This is a genomic window from Cellulosimicrobium sp. Marseille-Q4280, from assembly GCF_943181405.1.
GTDB lineage: Bacteria > Actinomycetota > Actinomycetes > Actinomycetales > Cellulomonadaceae > Cellulosimicrobium.
Window position 1 is genome coordinate 469,604 of the sequence record NZ_CALPBY010000002.1, and the last position, 17,791, is coordinate 487,394.

General features: G+C 76.2%; 16 protein-coding genes. 6 read left to right on the forward strand and 10 right to left on the reverse strand.

Annotated features, from left to right (window positions below; translation table 11 throughout):
• Window positions 1–64: 64 nt before the first annotated feature.
• The 10 genes from NFS20_RS06890 to NFS20_RS06935 form a co-directional block, all read right to left on the reverse strand.
• Window positions 65–880 carry a polyprenol monophosphomannose synthase gene (locus NFS20_RS06890; RefSeq protein ID WP_251150988.1) on the reverse strand — a complete coding sequence of 272 codons (816 nt, stop codon included), beginning with the start codon at window positions 878–880 and terminating at the stop codon, window positions 65–67.
• On the reverse strand, window positions 877–2,643 hold the full coding sequence (gene lnt, locus NFS20_RS06895; protein ID WP_353050430.1) for an apolipoprotein N-acyltransferase: 1,767 nt from the start codon (window positions 2,641–2,643) through the stop codon (window positions 877–879). The genes NFS20_RS06890 and lnt overlap by 4 nt, the downstream gene beginning before the upstream one ends.
• Window positions 2,644–2,963: 320 nt before the next feature.
• Window positions 2,964–4,604, reverse strand: coding sequence for an amidohydrolase (locus NFS20_RS06900; protein WP_251150989.1), 1,641 nt, complete (start codon window positions 4,602–4,604; stop codon window positions 2,964–2,966).
• Window positions 4,605–4,653: 49 nt separating this feature from the next.
• A complete protein-coding gene (locus NFS20_RS06905; RefSeq protein WP_251150990.1) occupies window positions 4,654–7,656 on the reverse strand; it encodes a DEAD/DEAH box helicase in 3,003 nt (1,000 codons plus the stop codon).
• A gap of 64 nt (window positions 7,657–7,720) precedes the next feature.
• Window positions 7,721–8,854 (reverse strand): diacylglycerol/lipid kinase family protein, encoded by a 1,134-nt coding sequence (locus NFS20_RS06910; RefSeq protein ID WP_251150991.1) that lies wholly within the window; start codon window positions 8,852–8,854, stop codon window positions 7,721–7,723.
• 43 nt (window positions 8,855–8,897) lie between these two features.
• On the reverse strand, window positions 8,898–9,677 hold the full coding sequence (tatC, locus tag NFS20_RS06915) for a twin-arginine translocase subunit TatC (RefSeq protein ID WP_502800791.1): 780 nt from the start codon (window positions 9,675–9,677) through the stop codon (window positions 8,898–8,900).
• A gap of 3 nt (window positions 9,678–9,680) precedes the next feature.
• Window positions 9,681–9,947 (reverse strand): Sec-independent protein translocase subunit TatA, encoded by a 267-nt coding sequence (gene tatA / locus NFS20_RS06920; protein WP_251150992.1) that lies wholly within the window; start codon window positions 9,945–9,947, stop codon window positions 9,681–9,683.
• Between the two features lie 42 nt (window positions 9,948–9,989).
• A complete protein-coding gene (locus tag NFS20_RS06925) occupies window positions 9,990–10,316 on the reverse strand; it encodes a hypothetical protein (protein WP_251150993.1) in 327 nt (108 codons plus the stop codon).
• Between the two features lie 10 nt (window positions 10,317–10,326).
• Window positions 10,327–11,301, reverse strand: a complete 975-nt coding sequence (locus NFS20_RS06930) for a helix-turn-helix transcriptional regulator (protein WP_251150994.1) — start codon at window positions 11,299–11,301, stop codon at window positions 10,327–10,329.
• Complete coding sequence (locus NFS20_RS06935; RefSeq protein ID WP_251150995.1) at window positions 11,294–12,355, reverse strand: helix-turn-helix transcriptional regulator; 1,062 nt, start codon at window positions 12,353–12,355, stop codon at window positions 11,294–11,296. The genes NFS20_RS06930 and NFS20_RS06935 overlap by 8 nt, the downstream gene beginning before the upstream one ends.
• 35 nt (window positions 12,356–12,390) lie before the next feature.
• On the opposite strand from NFS20_RS06935, the gene NFS20_RS06940 reads away from it, so the two are divergent.
• From NFS20_RS06940 to NFS20_RS06965, 6 genes are all read left to right on the forward strand, one after another.
• Window positions 12,391–13,560: a DUF3866 family protein gene (locus NFS20_RS06940; RefSeq protein WP_251150996.1), complete on the forward strand. Its 1,170-nt coding sequence runs from the start codon at window positions 12,391–12,393 to the stop codon at window positions 13,558–13,560.
• Between the two features lie 450 nt (window positions 13,561–14,010).
• The gene (locus NFS20_RS06945) at window positions 14,011–14,334 is read left to right on the forward strand and encodes a DUF4129 domain-containing protein (RefSeq protein ID WP_251151250.1); all 324 of its coding nucleotides are present in this window, start codon (window positions 14,011–14,013) and stop codon (window positions 14,332–14,334) included.
• Window positions 14,331–14,849 carry a hypothetical protein gene (locus tag NFS20_RS06950; protein ID WP_251150997.1) on the forward strand — a complete coding sequence of 173 codons (519 nt, stop codon included), beginning with the start codon at window positions 14,331–14,333 and terminating at the stop codon, window positions 14,847–14,849. The genes NFS20_RS06945 and NFS20_RS06950 overlap by 4 nt, the downstream gene beginning before the upstream one ends.
• Window positions 14,846–15,874: an AAA family ATPase gene (locus NFS20_RS06955; protein WP_251150998.1), complete on the forward strand. Its 1,029-nt coding sequence runs from the start codon at window positions 14,846–14,848 to the stop codon at window positions 15,872–15,874. The genes NFS20_RS06950 and NFS20_RS06955 overlap by 4 nt, the downstream gene beginning before the upstream one ends.
• The gene (locus NFS20_RS06960) at window positions 15,871–17,241 is read left to right on the forward strand and encodes a DUF58 domain-containing protein (protein ID WP_251150999.1); all 1,371 of its coding nucleotides are present in this window, start codon (window positions 15,871–15,873) and stop codon (window positions 17,239–17,241) included. The genes NFS20_RS06955 and NFS20_RS06960 overlap by 4 nt, the downstream gene beginning before the upstream one ends.
• Complete coding sequence (locus NFS20_RS06965) at window positions 17,238–17,789, forward strand: hypothetical protein (RefSeq protein WP_251151000.1); 552 nt, start codon at window positions 17,238–17,240, stop codon at window positions 17,787–17,789. The genes NFS20_RS06960 and NFS20_RS06965 overlap by 4 nt, the downstream gene beginning before the upstream one ends.
• The last annotated feature ends 2 nt before the right edge of the window (window positions 17,790–17,791 follow it).

Genomic DNA, 17,791 nt, shown 5'->3' on the forward strand with positions numbered 1-17,791 from the left:
CTTTCCTGCGCCCGGCCCCGTCGGCGTCCCGACCGGCGCATGCTCGCGGCGCCGGGTCCGGCGGCTACGGCCGGTGCGTGCGACCCCGCCGGACGAACGACGCGAGCTGCTCCGCGCGACGTCGGGCACCCCACACGGTGACCTTCCACAGCGCCTCGGCGACGATGGCCCGGCTCATCTTGGACCGCCCCGCCGTGCGTTCGACGAACGTGATCGGGACCTCCACGACGCGACCCCCGGCCCGGGCGACGCGCCACGCCATGTCGACCTGGAAGCAGTACCCGTGCGACTCCACGGCCGCGAGGTCCAGCGCCCGCAGCGCGTCCGCCCGGTAGGCGCGGAACCCGGCCGTCGCGTCCCGCAGCCGCAGCCCGAGGGCGAGCCGCACGTACGCGTTGCCGCCCCGCGAGAGCACCTCGCGGTGCCACGGCCAGTTCTCCACCTCGCCGCCCGGCACCCAGCGCGACCCGATCACCAGGTCCGCTCGCCCCGACCGGCCCGCGCTCGCGGCGCCGTCCGGAGCGCCTGCCGGGGCCGCGGCCAGCGCGTCGAGCAGGCGCGGCAGCTCCTCCGGGCGGTGCGACCCGTCGGCGTCCATCTCCACCACGACGTCGTACCCGCGCTCCAGTGCCCACCCGAAGCCCGCGACGTACGCGGCCCCCAACCCCTCCTTGCCCGCGCGGTGCAGCACGTGCACCGCCGCGTCCCGGCCGGCGACCGTGTCCGCGAGGTCGCCCGTCCCGTCGGGCGACGCGTCGTCGACCACGAGGACGTCCGCGGCCGGGACCGCCGCGCGCAGGCGCGCGAGCGTCCCCGGCAGGGTCAGCGCCTCGTCGTACGTCGGCACGACGACGAGCACGCGCCCGGGTCCGTCGTTCACCGGCGGCCCTCCTGGGCGTCCTGGCCGTCCTGACCGTCCGCTGCGGCCGCCGAGGCGCCGGGCCCGGCACCGGTGGTGCCGTCGGCGGGGCGTCCTCGCCGGCGCTCGCGGACCGACCCGACGACCCCGGCGAGGACGAGACCCGCGGCGAGCAGTCCGACGACGAGGGCGGGCAGGCCGCCGGCGCGCACGGACGGCGTCAGGTCGGTACGCAGCGGCAGGGACGCGACGAGCTGGTCGGCGGTGAACAGGTCCGTGCTCTGCAGCAGGGTGCCGTCGGGCGCGACCACGCCGCTGACCCCGACCGTGGACACCTGGACGGTCGCGCGCCCGGTCGAGATCGCGCGCAGCCGTGACATCGCGAGCTGCTGGGTCGACTCGGCCGTGTACCCGAAGGACGCGTTGTTCGTCGGGACGATCAGGACCTCGGCACCGGCACGCACCGCGTCGCGTACGAGCTCGTCGTAGGCGACCTCGAAGCAGATGACGACACCCAGCGGCACGGTGCGCCCCAGTCGTCCGGAGGCGAGGTCGACCACGCCCGTCTCGCCGCCGGGGATCATGTCGATGGTCACGCGGTCGACCTGGTCGGAGAAGACCCGCAGGAGCGGGCGCAGCGGCATGTACTCGCCGAACGGTGCGGGGTGCTGCTTGGCGTACCGGTCGACGACGCCGGCGCCCGGCTCCCAGAGCAGCGCCACGTTGTACCGCCCGCCCGTCTCCGGGAACTCCTGGGCGCCGACGAGGATCGGGGCGCCGACCTCGCGCGCGGCGTCGTCGATCGCCGCGGCGACCTCGGGGGCCTCCTGCGGGTCGAGGTCCGAGCCGTTCTCCGGCCACAGCACGACATCGAGGTCGCCCGGGTCCACCTGGTCCAGCAGCGCGACGGTGCCGTCGAGGTGGTTGTTCAGCACCTCGGCCCGGTTCGCGAACGACCCGAGCCCCGGCTCGCCGACGTTGCCCTGCACGGCGCCGACCTCGAGCGTGCCGGCCTGCGCGCGGGTGTCGAGCGGCACGAGCAGCGGCGCGGCGACGAGCGCGCCCGCGACGAGGAGCGGCACCACCACGGGGGCGGTCCCGCGCGTGCGGTCCTCCCGGTCCTCCCCTGGCGTCCCGGGCACCGCGTGCGCCGCGGCGGCGCGGCGCCGCACGACGGCGAGGACGGCGGCGGCGAGCAGCGAGCCGACGAGCGCGACGAGGACGGAGACGAGCACCTCGCCGCCGAGCCACGCCGCGCGCCCGAGCGGGGAGCCGGCCTGGGAGAACGCGAGCCGGCCCCAGGGGAACCCGCCGAACGGCACCTCGGTGCGCGCCTGCTCGACGCCGACGAACAGCACCGTGAACGCGACCGCCTGCCGGCCGGGTCGGCCCCGCAGCCAGGACCAGCGCCGCGCCCACACCCACGCAGCACCCAGCACCGCGACGAAGCAGGCCTCCATGACGGACAGCGCGATCCAGGGGACGGTGTCGGTCGCCTCGTTCGCCCACCACAGGTGCGGCAGGAAGAACGACAGTCCCCACACGAGACCGACCAGGGCGCCCCACCGGGCGTCGTCGCGACGCAGCGCCCAGAACAGCAGGCCGACGCCGACGAACGCGGCGGGCCACCAGCCGCGGTCGGGGAACGCGGCATCCGTGAGCAGGCCACCGAGGAGCGCGAGGAGCAGGGTCAGCGGTCGGGAGACGGGACCGCCCGCGTCACGTCGAGGGCTCGGAGCGGGCCGACCGAGGCTAGGGTCGGTCGCGGACGCTGGGGCTGGCACGGGGTGCAGGATACGCCACGTGCCTGCACGGCCTCGGTGCGTGGCGGCCGCGGGCGACGAGCGGGCGACGCACGGACGACGGGAGCGCGCAGCAGGGTGCGGCGGGCCCGCGCGTCCTTCGGCCCGTGCCCTGCCGCCACCGGCTGGGCACGTTTTCTACTGAGCGCGCGGGCCCGGCCAGACACACCCGTCGCGGCATGCCGAGGGATCGTCGGCGGTGGCAGATCCCCCTGCGGCCGCAGGGGCCGGAACACCCTGTCGAAACTACTCCCGCTCCCCGCGCTGTCAACCGGAACCAGTTCCGGCGTGCGCGGACCTTCTCACCCGAACGTGTCGAACAGCACGACGCCGTCTCGCACGGTCTGCAGGCACGTGGGCCGCGGGGCGTCCCCACCGAGCTCGGGCAGGAGCGGCGTACCCGAGCGGGCGTCCGTGCTCCACGACGACGCGGGACGCCCGAGGGTGCCCTGCACCACGAGGTGCTCCGCGCGCCACACCGCGAGGTGCGCGGGCGCGCCGACGCGCAGCTGGCCCGCGCCCGTGTGGTCCAGGCCGGCGATGCGCCACCCGCCGCGCGTGTGCGCCTGGAACGCCGCCCGCGCCGAGACCCGCTGGTCCAGGTCGACGTGCGACATCGCCGCCAGGACCCCCGCCCACGGGTCGAGCCGCGTCACCGGGGCGTCCGACCCGAAGGCGACCGGCACGCCCGCCCCCGCGAGGTCCGCGAACGGGCTCAGCCCCTCCGCGCGCGTCGCCCCGACGCGCGCCGCGTACATGCCGCCGGGGCCGCCCCACGCGGCGTCGAACGCGGGCTGGACGCTCAGGGACACGCCGAACAGCAGCAGGGTCGCCAGCGCGGTCGCGTCGACGAACAGCGCGTGCTCGACCCGGTGCCGCGCCGCACGCACCGAGCCCGCCCCGTGCACGTCCGCCGCCGCCTTGAGGCCCAGCACGAGCTCGTCCATCGCGCGGTCGCCGATGACGTGGAACCCGCCCTGCGTCCCGGCCGCCGCGACCGCGGACAGGTGGTTCGCGATCTGCTCCGCCGTCAGGTACAGCGCGCCGCGCTCCCCCGGCACCGGCGCGTCCCGGTACGGCTGCCGCATGGCCGCCGTGCGCGACCCGATCGACCCGTCCACGTTGAGGTCCCCCGCGATGCCCGCCAGACCCGGCACGTCCGCCAGGAGGGAGCGCGCGTCGTCGGCCGTCGTGCACAGCTCGCCCCGGTACCCCACGACGTGCGCCAGCCCGCCCGCCGCGTCGTGCGTCAGGTCGAGCACCTCGCGCAGCCCGGCCCGGGTGTCGATGTGCGGTGCGCTCATCTCGTGCACCGACACGATGCCCTGCTCCGCCGCGGCGCGCAGCGCCGCCCGGTACAGCTCCGTGCGCCGCCCCGGCGACACCTCGCGCGCCAGGTCCCGCGCCACGTGGTGCGCCTCGCCGGTCACCCACCCCGACGCGTCCCACCCGGGCCGGCCGTCGAGCCCCGCCCGCCGCGCGAGCGCCGCCGAGACGACCGCGGAGTGCACGTCCACGCGCGCCGCGTACACCGCCCGGCCACCCGCCGCGGCGTCCAGCTCCTCCGCCGTCGGGGGACGCCCCTCGGGCCACGACCGCTCGTCCCACCCGAACGCCAGCACGACCTCGTCGTCCCCCGCCACGGCGGCAGCCTTCGCCACCGCGTCCAGCGCCGACCCGAGCGACGTCACGCCGGCGCTCGCGGACAGGTCCACCCCGGCGAGGGCGAGGCCGATCTCGAACAGGTGCACGTGCGCGTCGACGAAGCCGGGTGCGACGAGCGCGCCGTCGAGCTCGACCACCCGGTCGGCCCGGGCGGCGAGCCCGTCGGCGGTGTCGTCGGCGCCGATCCAGGCGATCACGCCGTCGTCGACGAGCAGGGCCTCGGCGAAGGGGTCGGCCGAGGAGTGGATCACGCCACCGCGGTACAAGGTTGAGGCCACAATCCTTCACCATACCGCCACATTCGCGGTGTTCGTGCAGGTGGCTCCGTCACACGCTCGAGTATGCGACCACGCCGCGGCGCAGCCGCTCGATCGCCTGCACCGCCGTGCGCCGCAGCGCAGGGGTGGGCGCGGCACCCGCGAGCTGGTCGAGCACGTCGATGACCTGCTTGCACCAGCGCACGAAGTCCCCGGCCGCGATCTCCGACCCACGCAGGACCGCGTCGAGGCTGCGTCCCACCGCCCAGCGGTGCACGGCGGTGACGAGACCGTCGTCGAGCTGGCCCGTCGCCTCCAGGCGGTGCGCGCTCTCCAGGTCCTCGACCTCGGACCACACGCGCACGGTCGCGTCGAGCGCGCGGGCGAGCGGACCGTGCGGCCCGCCGGGGACGTTCGGCTCCGTGGGCTCGTCGCGGCGCCCCGAGTACACGCACGTCGACACCACCGCGGCCAGGGCCGGGGCGTCGAGGTCGTCCCACACGCCGCGCCGCAGGCACTCGGCGAGCAGCAGGTCGTTCTCGGCGTACAGGCGGCGCAGCCACCGCCCGTCCGCCGTGATGCGCAGCCCCCCGGCGTGCACCGTGCCGCCGGTGGGCTCGCCGCCGGTGTCGGGTGCTGCGTCGAACGCGTCGCTGTCGAGCGTGTCGGCGTCGAGCGTGTCGGCGGCGCCAGGGCTCGTCGCCCGCTGGTTCTCGGCCCGTTCGAGGTACCCGAGCTCGAGCAGGACGTCGCACGTGCGGTCGAACAGCTTGGCGATCGACCCGGTGCGGCCCTCGACGCGGCGCACGAGCTGGTCGTGCTCCTTCTTGAGCCGGGCCCACCGCTCGGCCCACCGGGCATGTTCCTCCCGGTCGGGGCACCCGTGGCACGGGTGGGCCCGCAGCTGCGCGCGCAGGCGGGCGAGCTCGGCGTCGTCCGCGGCGCCGGACCGCCCCCGCGCGGCCTTCCCGGGGCGGCCGCCGGGCTCGTCGAGCGCACCGAGCGCGTTGCGCAGGCTCGACGCGAGGTCGCGCCGCTGCGCCGGGACGCGGGGGTTGAACGCCTTGGGGACCTTGACCCGTGCGACGACGCGGATCCCGCCGGGCGCGTCCGCGACCGTGAGCTTCTTCACGGCGCGGTCCTGCGTGAGCACCGTCGGGCGCGGCCCGTCGAACCCGGCGCCCTCCCCCGGGTCGAGCACGACGACGTACCCCGCCCGGCGGCCGGACGGAACCTCGACCACGTCGCCGGGGCGCAGCCGCTCGAACGCCGCGACCACCTCGGCGCGTCGCGACCTGGACGCCGCCCGGGACAGGTCCGTCTCGCGCTGGGCGATGCGGCGCCGCAGGGCCGCGTACTGCGAGAAGTCGCCGCGGTCGCACGTCATGGCCTGCGCGTACCCGTCGAGGGCCTCGGCGTGCGCCTGCGCCTGCTTCGCGAGCCCGACGACGCCGCGGTCGGCCTGGAACTGCGCGAACGACGTCTCCAGCACGTCGCGCGCCCGGTCCCGCCCCACCTGCGCGACGAGGTTGACCGCCATGTTGTACGTGGGCCGGAAGCTCGAGCGCAGCGGGTACAGGCGCTTGGACGCCAGGCCCGCGAGCTGCACGGGGTCCAGGCCGGCGTGGTCCACGACGACCGCGTGCCCCTCGACGTCGATGCCGCGCCGCCCTGCGCGCCCGGTGAGCTGCGTGTACTCCCCGGGGGTGACGTCCACGTGCGCGGACCCGTCCCACTTCACGAGCCGCTCGAGCACCACGGAGCGCGCGGGCATGTTGATGCCGAGCGCGAGGGTCTCCGTGGCGAACACGACCTTGATGAGGCCGCGGCTGAACAGGTCCTCGACCGTCTCCTTGAACACAGGCAGCATGCCGGCGTGGTGGGCCGCGACGCCGCGCGCGAGGGACTCGCTCCACGTCCAGTACCCGAGGACGTCGAGGTCCTCGGTCGGGATGGTCGCGGTGCGCTCCTCCGCGACCCGGCGGATCTCCGCCTCCTCCTCCGCCGACGTGAGCCGCAGCCCCGCGGTCAGGCACTGCGTGACCGCGCCCTCGCACCCGGCGCGGGAGAAGATGAAGTAGATCGCGGGCAGCAGCGCGTCCTCGTCGAGCGCGTCCACCACGGAGAAGCGCGACGGGGTACGCCGCGAGAACCCGGACCTGTCGGGACCCGGTCGACGGCCGCCGCGCCCCCGGTACCCGCGGTCCCCCGCGCCGCGGCGCCCGCCCGGGCCCGACGTGCCCGAGCGTGGCGCAGCGCGGAACGCGGCGAGCAGGTCCGGGTTGATGGGTGGGTTCACCCCGGGGTCGGTCGGGTCGACGTGCCCCGCGTACAGGTCGAGCAGGTCCGCCCCGAACCCTGCGCGGCCCGCGTGCCGGTCCGCGCCCGTCGGGTTCGCCGACGCGACGAGGACGTGCTGCCACAGCGGCACGGGGCGGCGCTCGCTGACGACGACGGTCGTGTCGCCGCGCACCATCTCGAGCCAGTCGCCGAACTCTTCCGCGTTGGACACGGTCGCGGACAGGGAGACGAGCTGCACGTCGTCGGACAGGTGGATGATCACCTCTTCCCACACGGGTCCGCGGAACCGGTCGGCGAGGTAGTGCACCTCGTCCATGACGACGTACCCGAGGCCGTCGAGCGCGGTGGACCCCGCGTAGAGCATGTTGCGCAGCACCTCGGTCGTCATGACGACGACCGGGGCGTCCCCGTTGATCGTGGTGTCCCCGGTCAGCAGGCCGACGTTGTCGGCGCCGTGCCGGCGCACGAGGTCGGCGTACTTCTGGTTCGACAGCGCCTTGATGGGGGTCGTGTAGAACGCCTTGCGCCCGGTCGCGAGCGCGAGGTGGACGGCGAACTCGCCGACCACGGTCTTGCCCGCCCCGGTGGGGGCCGCGACGAGGACGCCCCGCCCCTCCTCGAGGGCTTCGCACGCGCGCTCCTGGAAGTCGTCGAGCGGGAAGTCGAGGACGTGGCGGAACTCGGCGAGCCGCGTGCGAGCCGCGGACTGGCGCGCGCGTGCGGCGGCGTACCGGGCGGCGGGTGAGTCGGCGGACGTGTCAGCTGCCGTCATGGCCTCAGCCTACGGTCCGGCGCCCACCTCGCTCGGCACGTCCCCGTCCGCTGCGGGGTGGTGGTCAGGCCGTGGGAGGCGTGGACGTGAGCACGTGCAGCGCCCCGGGGACGATCTCGACGCGCAGGGGCAGCGGGCCGAGGTGCTCGCCGTCGGCGAAGGCGTGCGGGGGCGTCGCGCCGGCGGCGGTGGGCTCGATCGTCACGACGCGGGCGCGGACCGTGCCGACGCCCGGGTTCGTGAGGTGCCGTCCGGCGTACATGCCGGGGAAGATCGCGGCCGCGCCGCGGCGCGTGAACGGTCCGGCGAGGACCACGTCGAGGAGCGCGTCGTCGACGAGCGCGTCGGGCGCGATGCGGATCCCGCCGCCGACGCGAGGTCCGTTGGCGACGGAGACGAGCGCGCCCGGGGATTCCCAGACGAGGGTCGGCCCGTCGGGTCCTGCACCCGGCACGAGGGGCGCGCCGGCGATGACGTCGGGCGGGCTGCCGGTGCTCGGGGCGTCGGGGACGCCCGCGAGGGTGACCCGGTACCCGTAGGGGCGGTAGCGCGCGATCTCGCGCAGGGCCGAACGCGCGTAGCGGGCGCGCCCGCGGGGCCAGGTCGCGGCGTTGGCGTACGCGTTGACGGCCGCGTCGACGCCCGCGGACAGCACGCCCGCGTACCAGCGGGGCACCATGACGCGCGATGCCTCGCGCGACGCCTCGTGCGGCGCCGTGCCGGGCGGTGGTGCGGTGGGCCCGTGTCCGCCGGGTCCGGTCGTGGCACGGGTGTCGCCGGTGGCCGGCGTGGTGACGCGGGCGGCGTCGACGGCGCGCGTGGTGCGGTGGGTGAGGGCCCGCACGACGGCGTCGACGCACGGGTCGACGCGTCCTGTCGGGAGGCCGAGGGCGTGCGCGAAGTCGTTGCCGGTCCCGACGGCCACGATCCCGAGCGGCGTCCCGGTTCCGGCTGCCGCGTTGACGCCGAGGTGCACCATGCCGTCGCCGCCGACGACGACGAGCGCGTCGACCCTGCTGCGCCCCGCGTGCCCGCGCACCGCGGCGTCGGCGGACTCCTGCGCGAGGGCGAGGCTCGGGGCGCTGAGGTCGACGACGTCGTGACCGGCGGAGCGCAGCGCCGCGGCGGTGCGCTCGCCCCCGGTGCGGCCGCGTCCGCGGCCCGCGGTGGGGTTGACGACGAGCCCGACCGTGCTCACGGGCGTCCCGCGCGCCGCACGGGGCGCGGGTGGTGCGCTCGGTTCACAGGGCGAGCCGGGCGGCGTCGCGCTTGTCGGCGCGGCGGTCGTGCAGGTAGCTGATGCCGAGCGCGCCGAAGTACAGCGCGCAGATGGGCAAGGCGACGAAGATCATGGTCAGCGCGTCCGGGGTGGGCGTCATGACGGCCGCGAAGACGAACGCGATGAGCACGGCCCAGCGCCAGCCCTGGGCCATCGTGGAGGCGCGCATGAGCCCGGCGGAGTTGAGCGCGACGAGGACGACCGGCATGACGAACGCCAGGCCGAACGCCAGGACGAGGCGCATGACGAAGCTCAGGTAGCCCTGGGCGTCCGCGAGGTTCGTCGCGCCCTCCGGGACGAAGCCCGCGAGGATGTCCACGGCGTGCGGCAGCACCCACCACGCGAGGAGCGCGCCGCCGAGGAACAGCGGCACCGAGCCCGCGAGGAAGCCGACGGCGTACCGCTTCTCCTTGGACGTGAGCCCCGGGGTGATGAACGCCCACAGCTGGTAGAGCCACCAGGGGCACGAGACGATCACGCCGAGGAAGAGCGAGACCTTGACCTTCATGTCGAGCGCGGACGCGAGGCCGGAGAAGTTCAGGCTGATGACCTTGTTCTGCTCCTCGGCCGCCTGCTGGAGGGGGGCCTGCAGGGCCTCGAGCAGCGGTTCGTAGAGGACCCAGCCGACGAGTGCGCCCGCGACGAGGCCGCATGCCGCGAGGAAGAGCCTCTTGCGCAGCTCGAGCAGGTGCTCGCGCAGCGCCATCCGCCCCTCGGGGTCACGACGGGTGGTGCGTGACACCGATCACCTCGGGGAGGAGTCGTCCGGGGCGGGCGACGTGGTCCCTCCGGGAACGGTCGACGTGCCGGTCCCGGGGACGCGGTCGGTCGGGGTGACGGAGGAAGGAGGCGTCGTGGGGGTGTCGTCCTCGTTCAGCTCCTTGACCTCCTTCTTGAAGATCTTGAGCGACTGACCGACGCTGCGCGCGAGGTCGGGGAGCCGGCGCGCCCCGAAGAGCAGCAGGATCACGACGACGAGCACGATGATGTGCCAGGGCTTCAACATGCCCATGTGCGACTCCTCCTCGAGGACCGGGTACGACAGGTCAGAAGTCTACGCGTTGAACCGGCGCCATCGTGCCCACACCTGTTCGTCGCGCTGCCGGCGCAGGACACGCCGTCCGGCCTTCTCGGCCCGCAGCGCGTCGACGCGTCCGCGCAGCACGACGGGGTCGTCGTACAGCGTGGGTGCCGTGGACGGCTGCTCCGCCTCGAGGCGCCGCGCGATCTCGTCGGCGCGCGTCCCGAGGTCGCTCGCGACCTGCGAGGCGCGCGCGAGCTCGCGCCCCAGTCCCTTCACCGAGCGCCACAGGCGCCGGGCGAGGAAGAACGCGCCCACGAGCGTGCCCACGACGAGCAGCGTCCACACCCAGAACCACATGCCGCCCACCCTAACCAGCGGGAGCGTCGTCGAGGCGCGCGTACGCGGCGAGGGCGGCGCGCGCCGTCTCCCGCACGTCGTCGGCGACGGACGCCGGCTCGACGGAACGCACGTGCCGGGCGCGCGCCAGGAGGAGCTGGCGCAGCCACACCGGGTTGGTGACGCGCAGGCGCACCTCGAACGCGCCGTCGGGCAGGTCCCGCACGGACTCGACCGGCACCTGCTCGGCCACGGTCCGTGCCTGGCTCGCGAGGACGAGCGTCGCGAGGGGGGCGTCGCCCGCCGGGGTGAAGTCGACGTCCGGGTCGACGTCGTGCGCCTGGACCGGGGTGTCGAGCTCGACGGCGTCGAGGATGCGGTCGACGCGGAACGTGCGGCGCCCCTGCGCGCGGTGGCACCACGCGAGCAGGTAGGCGTGCTCGTCCTGGGTGTGCAGGCTCACGGGGTCGATCTCGCGGTCCGACGCCTCGTCCGCCGCGGTCACGTAGCGGATGCGCAGGCGGTGCCCGGCGGCGAGGGCGCTCGCGATCGTCGACACGACCTGCGGGTCGCCCTCGGGCGCGAGCCGCACGTCGAGCGCCGCGGCGGCCTCGCCCGTGGCGTCGGTGAGCTTCGTCAGGACGGACTCGACGACGCGCGCCCGCTCCGGGTCGGCCTGCACGGCGCCCGTCTCACGCATGGCCCGCAGCGCGGCCACGAGCGCCACCGCCTCGCGCGTGCCGAGCCGCAGCGGCCGCGTCATGCCGCGCGCCTCCGTGAGGCGCACGACGCCACGCTCGATCGAGTCGGCGTCGAAGTCGATGAGGTCGTCGGGCCAGTAGCCGGGCGTGCCCGACACCCACAGGGCGTCGACGTCCTCGAGCACCTGGCGCTCGCTGACGCCGAAGTGCCGCGCGAGCTCGCCCACGGGCACCGGGCCCGCGCCGTCGAGGTAGGCGACGATGCCCAGCAGGCGCACCAGCCGGTCGTCCGCGCGCTCAGCCACGGTCCTCCTCCCCCACGCCGCTCGACCCGCCCAGCCCGGCGGCCTCCTGCAGCCGGCGCACGACGACGTCGCGCAGCTCGGGTGGTTCCAGCACGAGCACCGCGTCGCCGTAGCCCACGACCTCGTCGGCCAGCGCGGTCCGCACGTCGAACGGCACCTCCACCACGTCGCGCCCCGGACCGGGCGCACCGGCGGCGGGGATCGAACCCACGACCTTGCCGCGCGCCCGCAGCGCCGCGGCGCGCTCCGGGACGACGGCGAGGCGCGCGACCCCGCCGGCGCCGTGCCCGCCGAGGAACGCGTCGACGTCCACGTGCTCGGGCACGTCGAACGCGTCGCGCGGTCCCGTGGCACGTACCCGGCCCTCGACGCGGCTGAGCCGGTACGACCGCGGCGCGTCCCGGTCGGCGTCGAACCCGACGAGGTACCAGCCGCCGCGTCGCGCCGCGATGCGCCAAGGCTGCACGCGCCGGGGCCGCACCTCGCCCGTGCTCGCCGCCCGGTACGTGAACGACACCGCGCGGCGCTGCGAGATCGCGTCGAGCAGCGTCGTGTACGCGTCGCCCACGGCCCGCACGCGCGGCACCAGGCCCGCGACGGCGTCCATCGCCGTCTCCCCCGCGCCCGCGGCGCGCAGCTTCGTCAGCGCGCGCGAGATGTCCGTCCGCAGCGACTTGTCCTGCCAGAACTGCGCCGCCAGGGCCAGGACCCCCAGCTCCGCCGGCGTGAGGTCCACCGCGGGCAGCGCGTACGCGTCCTGGTCGATGCGGTACCCCACCTCGTCGGCGTGCCCGCCCGCGTCGACCGTGACGATCGGGATGCCCAGGTCCCGCAACGTGTCCTTGTCCCGCTCGAACATCCGCTCGAACGCGTCCGGGGACGGCGCGTCGCCGTACCCCGCGACGCTCGTGCGGATCTGCTGCTTCGTCATCGACGCGTTCGTGTTCACCAGCGCGATGACCAGGTTCAGCAGCCTGGCGGCAGGGTTCGACGGCGCGCCCGGCGCGGGCGGTGCCGCGTCGGGCGAGGACCAGGGGGTGCGGGGCTCGGGCATCGGGCACCACGCTACTGGTCGATAGGGTGAGCGACGTGATCACGTGGCGAACCGGGACCGTGGTGTCGCGAGGACGGGCCTGGCCCGGCGCGCAGGAGCTCGCCGTCGAGCTCGACGACCCCCTCGCGGGTGCGGACGACACACCCCTCGCCACCGTCCGCGCCCTGGCCTACACCGACCTCGTCGGCACCCCCGACGCCGGGGACGGCCTCCTCCTCAACGTCTCCGCCCTCGCGCGCGGCCTCGGCACCGGCGGGTACGCCCTCGTCGTCGGGCCCGCCGCACCCGGCACCCCCGTGCCGCCCGACCCCGCCCCCGGACCCGGCCACCTCGTCAAGGCCCGGTACACGCCCCTGCAGGCCCTCGTCCTCGGCGTCGACGAGCAGGAGTCGCCCCACCACGACACCCTCCGCGACGCCGACGACCTCCACGCGACCCCCGTCGTCGTCGCCGACCTCCACTCCGCCCTGCCCGCGATCGTCGCCGGTGCCCGGCACGCCGCGGCGCTCGCGGGCCGGCCCGCACCCCGCGTCGCCTACGTCATGACCGACGGCGGCGCGCTGCCCGCCGCGTTCTCCCGCACCGTCGCGACCCTGCGCGAGACCGGCTGGCTCGAGGCCTGCGTCACCGTCGGGCAGGCGTACGGCGGCGACCTCGAGGCCGTCACCGTCCACACCGGCCTCCTCGCCGCCCGCCACGTCGTCGGCGCCGACCTCGTCGTCGTCGCCCAGGGACCCGGCAACCTCGGCACCGGCACCCGGTGGGGATACTCCGGCGTCGCCGCCGGCGAGGCCCTCAACGCCACCTCGACCCTCGGCGGCCGGGCGATCGCCTCCCTGCGCGTCTCGGGCGCCGACCCCCGCGACCGCCACCTCGGCGTCTCCCACCACTCCCTCACCGCCTACGGGCGCGTCGCCCTCACCGCGTGCGACGTCGTCGTCCCCCTCCCGGAGCCCGACGTCGAGTCCCTCCCCGGGTGGGGACCGCACCTCACCGCGCGGATCGCCGAGCAGGCCGCCACCCTCGTCGCCCCCACCGGGCGCCACCAGCGCGTCGACGTCACCACCGACGCCTTGCTGCTGCGCGCCCTGCGCGACGCCCCCGTCCGTCTGTCCACCATGGGACGCGGCCTCGACCAGGACCCCGCCGCGTTCCTCACCGCCGCCGTCGCCGGCGTCCACGCCGAGACGCTCGCCCGGGCATGACCGCACCGCAGGGGGCACCCACGACACCGCCCGGCACGACGCACACGACCCCGTCCCGCCGTCCCGGCCCGCGCCACGTCGCGCTCGTCACCACCCTCGCCACCGTCGTGCTCGCCGCCGCCGCCACCGGCACACCCTGGAGCTGGAACACCCCCGGCTGGCTCTCGTCCCTCTCCGGAGACCAGGCACCGCCCCCGAACCACCCCCGCCCCGGTCACACCACCGGTCGAACCACCACCCCCGCCACCCCTCGACGACGCCCCGTTCGGCCTCGGCGACGTCCTGCTCGCGCTCGCCGGACTCGCCCTGCTCGTCATCGCCGTCCTCGCCCTGCGCAACGTCCTCGCACGCATCCGCCGCAGCGGCACCCCGCACCCCCGTCACCGCCACCCCGGGCACACCCTCCTCGGCACCCCCGAGGACGACGTCGCCCCCCACCTGCGCGACGGCCTGAGCACCGCCCAGCAGCACCTCACCGCCGCCGTCCCCCCGCGCGACGCCGTCGTCGCCGCCTGGGTCGCCCTCGAGGACGCCGCGGCGCTCGCGGGCGCGCACCGCGACCCCGCGCAGACCCCCACCGAGTTCACCGTCGCCGTGCTCGACCGCACCCGCGCCGACCCCGGAGCCGTCGCCACGCTGCGTGGCCTCTACCACCGCGCCCGGTTCCGCGACGCGGACATCGGCACGAGCGACGTCCAGACCGCCCGCGACGCCCTGCGCCGCCTCGCCGACGACCTCGCGATCGACGCCCCCGACCGGACCCCGGACGCATGAACCACCTCCCGGCGATCCTGCGCCGCGCCGCGCCGCCCGCGATCCTCGTCGTCCTCACCGCGATCGCGCTCGTCGTCCTCGGATCCTCCGCCGCCCACGCCGTCATGCTCGCCGCCGCCGGCCTCAGCGCCCTCCTGCTGTGGCACAGCGCCGAGTACACCGCAGACGGGACCTGGCCCCAGGTCCCGCCCCTGCACCGCGACGGCGCCCGACGCGACGTCTCCGACCTCGGCTGGGCGATCCTCGGCAAGGACGGACGCGTCACCGACCGCGCCGCCCGACGCGTCCGCACCCTCGCCGACCACCAGCTCGCCCGCCACGGCCTCCACGGAGACCTCGCCGACCCCCACGTCGCCACCCGCGCCGAGCCGCTCCTCGGCACCCCGACCGCCCACGGCCTCCACGACCACGCCACCCACGGCACGCTGCCCACCCCCCGGCAGCTCCAGACCTGGCTCGACGCCGTCGAACGACTCGCCACCACGCCGCCACCCGACGAAGGGACACCCCGTTGACCTCCTGGACCCCCCGGCCCGACGACCGGAGCGCCGACGCCACCGCCCACGTCGCACCCCTCCCCGTGACCGACGTCGCCGAGCACTCCCGACGCATCCTCGACGAGGTCGCCACCGCCGTCGTCGGCATGCGCGAGACCCTCACCCTCGCCCTCGCCACCGTCCTCGCCGGCGGGCACGTGCTCTTCGAGGACGTCCCCGGCCTCGGCAAGACCCTCGCCGCACGCAGCCTCGCCCGCGCCCTCGGCCTCGACTTCGCCCGCCTCCAGTGCACCCCCGACCTCCTGCCCTCCGACATCACCGGGTCCGCCGTCTACGACCCCGCGACCCGCACCTTCGAGTTCCGCCCCGGTCCCGTCTTCACCGGCCTCTTCCTCGCCGACGAGATCAACCGCACCGCCCCCAAGACCCAGTCCGCGCTCCTCGAGGCCATGGCCGAGCGCCAGGTCACCGTCGACGGCACCACCCACCCCCTGCCCCGCCCCTTCCACGTCGTCGCCACGTCCAACCCCGTCGAGTACGAGGGCACCTACCCCCTGCCGGAAGCCCAGCTCGACCGCTTCATGGTCCGGCTCGCCGTCGGCTACCCCGCCCGCGACGAAGAACGCGAGGTCCTCACCCGCCGCGTCGCCCGCCGCCACGACGACCCCACCGTCACCCAGGTCGTCGACCACCGCACCGTCCTCGCCATGCAAGCGGGCGTCGAGACCGTCGACATCGACCCCGACGTCATCGGCTACTGCGTCGACCTCGCCGCCGCCACCCGCACCCACGACGCCCTCGAGGTCGGCGCCTCACCCCGCGGCTCCCAGAACCTCGCCCTCCTCGCCCGCAGCGTCGCCGTCCTCGACGGCCGCGACTACGTCCTGCCCGAGGACGTCAAGCGCGTCGCCGTCCCCGTCCTCGCCCACCGCCTCACCCTCACCCCCGCCGCCTGGGCCGCCGACCGGCACCCCGAAGCCCTCGTGCGCTCCCTCCTCGCCACCGTCCCCGGCCCCACCACCGTCGCCGGCGGGCGCGGGTGAGCATCCCCGACCGCCCCACCAGCGCACCCGTGTGGCGCACCACGACGGCGCTCGCGGCCGGGACGACCGTCGGGGTCGTCCTCCTCGCCGTCGGGCTCGTGGCGCGCCGCGCCGACGTCGCGCTGCTGGGGCTGCCGGCGCTGCTCAGCGCGACGTGGGGGCGGACGCGGCGTCCTGAGGGCCTCGTGACGGTGGCTGTCGCACCCGAACCCGAGGCACCCGCCGGAACCCTCGGCGCCCGGCTGCGGATCACCTCCCCGCCGGGCGTGGAGACCGTCAGCGTCCGCGTCGTGGGGCCGGCGAACCTCACCGCCGAGCGCACCCTCGCCGTCACCGGCACGACGGAGCGCGAGATCGCCGTGAGCACGCGATCGGTCCGCACCGGGCCGCAGCCGTCGTACCGCGTGGACCACGCCGCCTACGGCCCCGAGGGCGTCGAGGAGCAGGTCCCGTCCACGACGGTCGGCCCGCCGCTGCTGGTCCTGCCGCGCCCGGTGACGCTCGGCCGGGTGCCTCTCGCCTCCCGCCTGCGCGGGCTCGCCGGTCCGCACACGTCACGCCGGCCCGGCGAGGGCTCCGAGCTGCGCGACGTCGACGCCTTCCGGCCCGGGGACACCGTGCGACGCGTCGACTGGCGGGCGACCGCGCGACGCTCCCCGGCGCTCGACACGCTCTACGTGCGCCGCACGTTCGGCACCGCGGAGGCCACCGTGGTGCTCGTGCTCGACTCGCGCGACGAGGTCGGCGCCGACCTCGCCACGTGGGGCGGCGTCGGGTTCCGGCGTCCCGACGAGGCGACGTCGCTCGACCTCGCGCGCCACGCCGCGGCGTCCGTCGCGCAGGTCGTCCTGGACGCCGGCGACCGGGTCGCGCTCGACGACCTCGGCCAGCTCCGCCGGCCCGTCCGTCCCGGTGGCGGGCGGCGTCACCTGCGGCGCGTCCTGCACGGCCTCGCGCTCGCGCGCCCGGTCGGTGACCCGTCCACGCGGCTGCGCCCCCCGCAGGTCCCTGCCGGTTCGGCCGTCTACCTCTTCTCGACCCTGCTCGACGACGAGGCGCCCCGCCTCGCGCGGCAGTGGCACGACGCCGGGCACGTCGTCGTGGTCGTCGACACGCTCCCGCCGGTCGCGGTCACCGACGCGGACCGACGGGTCGTGCTCGCCTGGCAGATCACGCGACGGGAGCGCGAGGACCGCGTCGACGTCCTGCGCGCGGCCGGGGTCGACGTCGTGCGGTGGCTGCCCGACACCCGGACCGACGCCGGACGGACGGAGCCCGACGCCCGCGGCGCGCTCGAGATGGCCGCGCGCCGGCACGAGCGCCGTCTGGCGCGCGCCCCGCGAGCCGGCCGTGGTGGTGCGCGATGACCGGGCTCCGGGCGTCGCGCGACGCCCCGGAGGCGACGACGCCGCCCCGCGTCGAGGTCGGGACCGGCGCGACCGTCGGTGGGCTCGTGCTGCGCGTCGCGCTCCTGCTCGTCGCCACCGCGTACACGGGGATCGCGCTGGTGCCCGTCGTCGGGGACCCGGCCCTCCGGTGGAGCCTCGCCGTCTTCGTCGGAGCGATCGTCGCGGGGCTCTGCCGACCGCCCGTCCCGCACGTCCTCGTGGTGCTCGGCGGGCTCGCCCTCGCCGGCGGTCCCGGACCGTTCGACCCCGTCGTCCTCGCCCTCCTGCCGCTCGCGCACCTCGTGCTCCGCCTCTCGTGGTGGTGCGCCCACGTCCCGGCGACGGCCGCCGTCGAGGTGCGCGCGCTCGTGCCGGACGCGCGTCGCCTCGTCGTGATCCAGGTGGCGCTCCAGCTCGTCGGGCTCGTGCTCCTGCTCGTCGCCGGGGCGTCCGCGGTGCCGGTCGGTGTCGCGCTCGGTGGGCTGGCTCTCCTCGGCCTGACGGTGCTCGTCCTGCCGCGGGACTGACG

Bases quoted from the DNA above. Each gene is read 5' to 3' on its own strand.
- tatA (WP_251150992.1), bottom strand. From the start codon at position 9,947: ATGGGCATGTTGAAGCCCTGGCACATCATCGTGCTCGTCGTCGTGATC.
- NFS20_RS06935 (WP_251150995.1), bottom strand. From the start codon at position 12,355: ATGCCCGAGCCCCGCACCCCCTGGTCCTCGCCCGACGCGGCACCGCCC.
- NFS20_RS06925 (WP_251150993.1), bottom strand. From the start codon at position 10,316: ATGTGGTTCTGGGTGTGGACGCTGCTCGTCGTGGGCACGCTCGTGGGC.
- NFS20_RS06965 (WP_251151000.1), top strand. From the start codon at position 17,238: ATGACCGGGCTCCGGGCGTCGCGCGACGCCCCGGAGGCGACGACGCCG.
- NFS20_RS06950 (WP_251150997.1), top strand. From the start codon at position 14,331: ATGAACCACCTCCCGGCGATCCTGCGCCGCGCCGCGCCGCCCGCGATC.
- NFS20_RS06905 (WP_251150990.1), bottom strand. From the start codon at position 7,656: ATGACGGCAGCTGACACGTCCGCCGACTCACCCGCCGCCCGGTACGCC.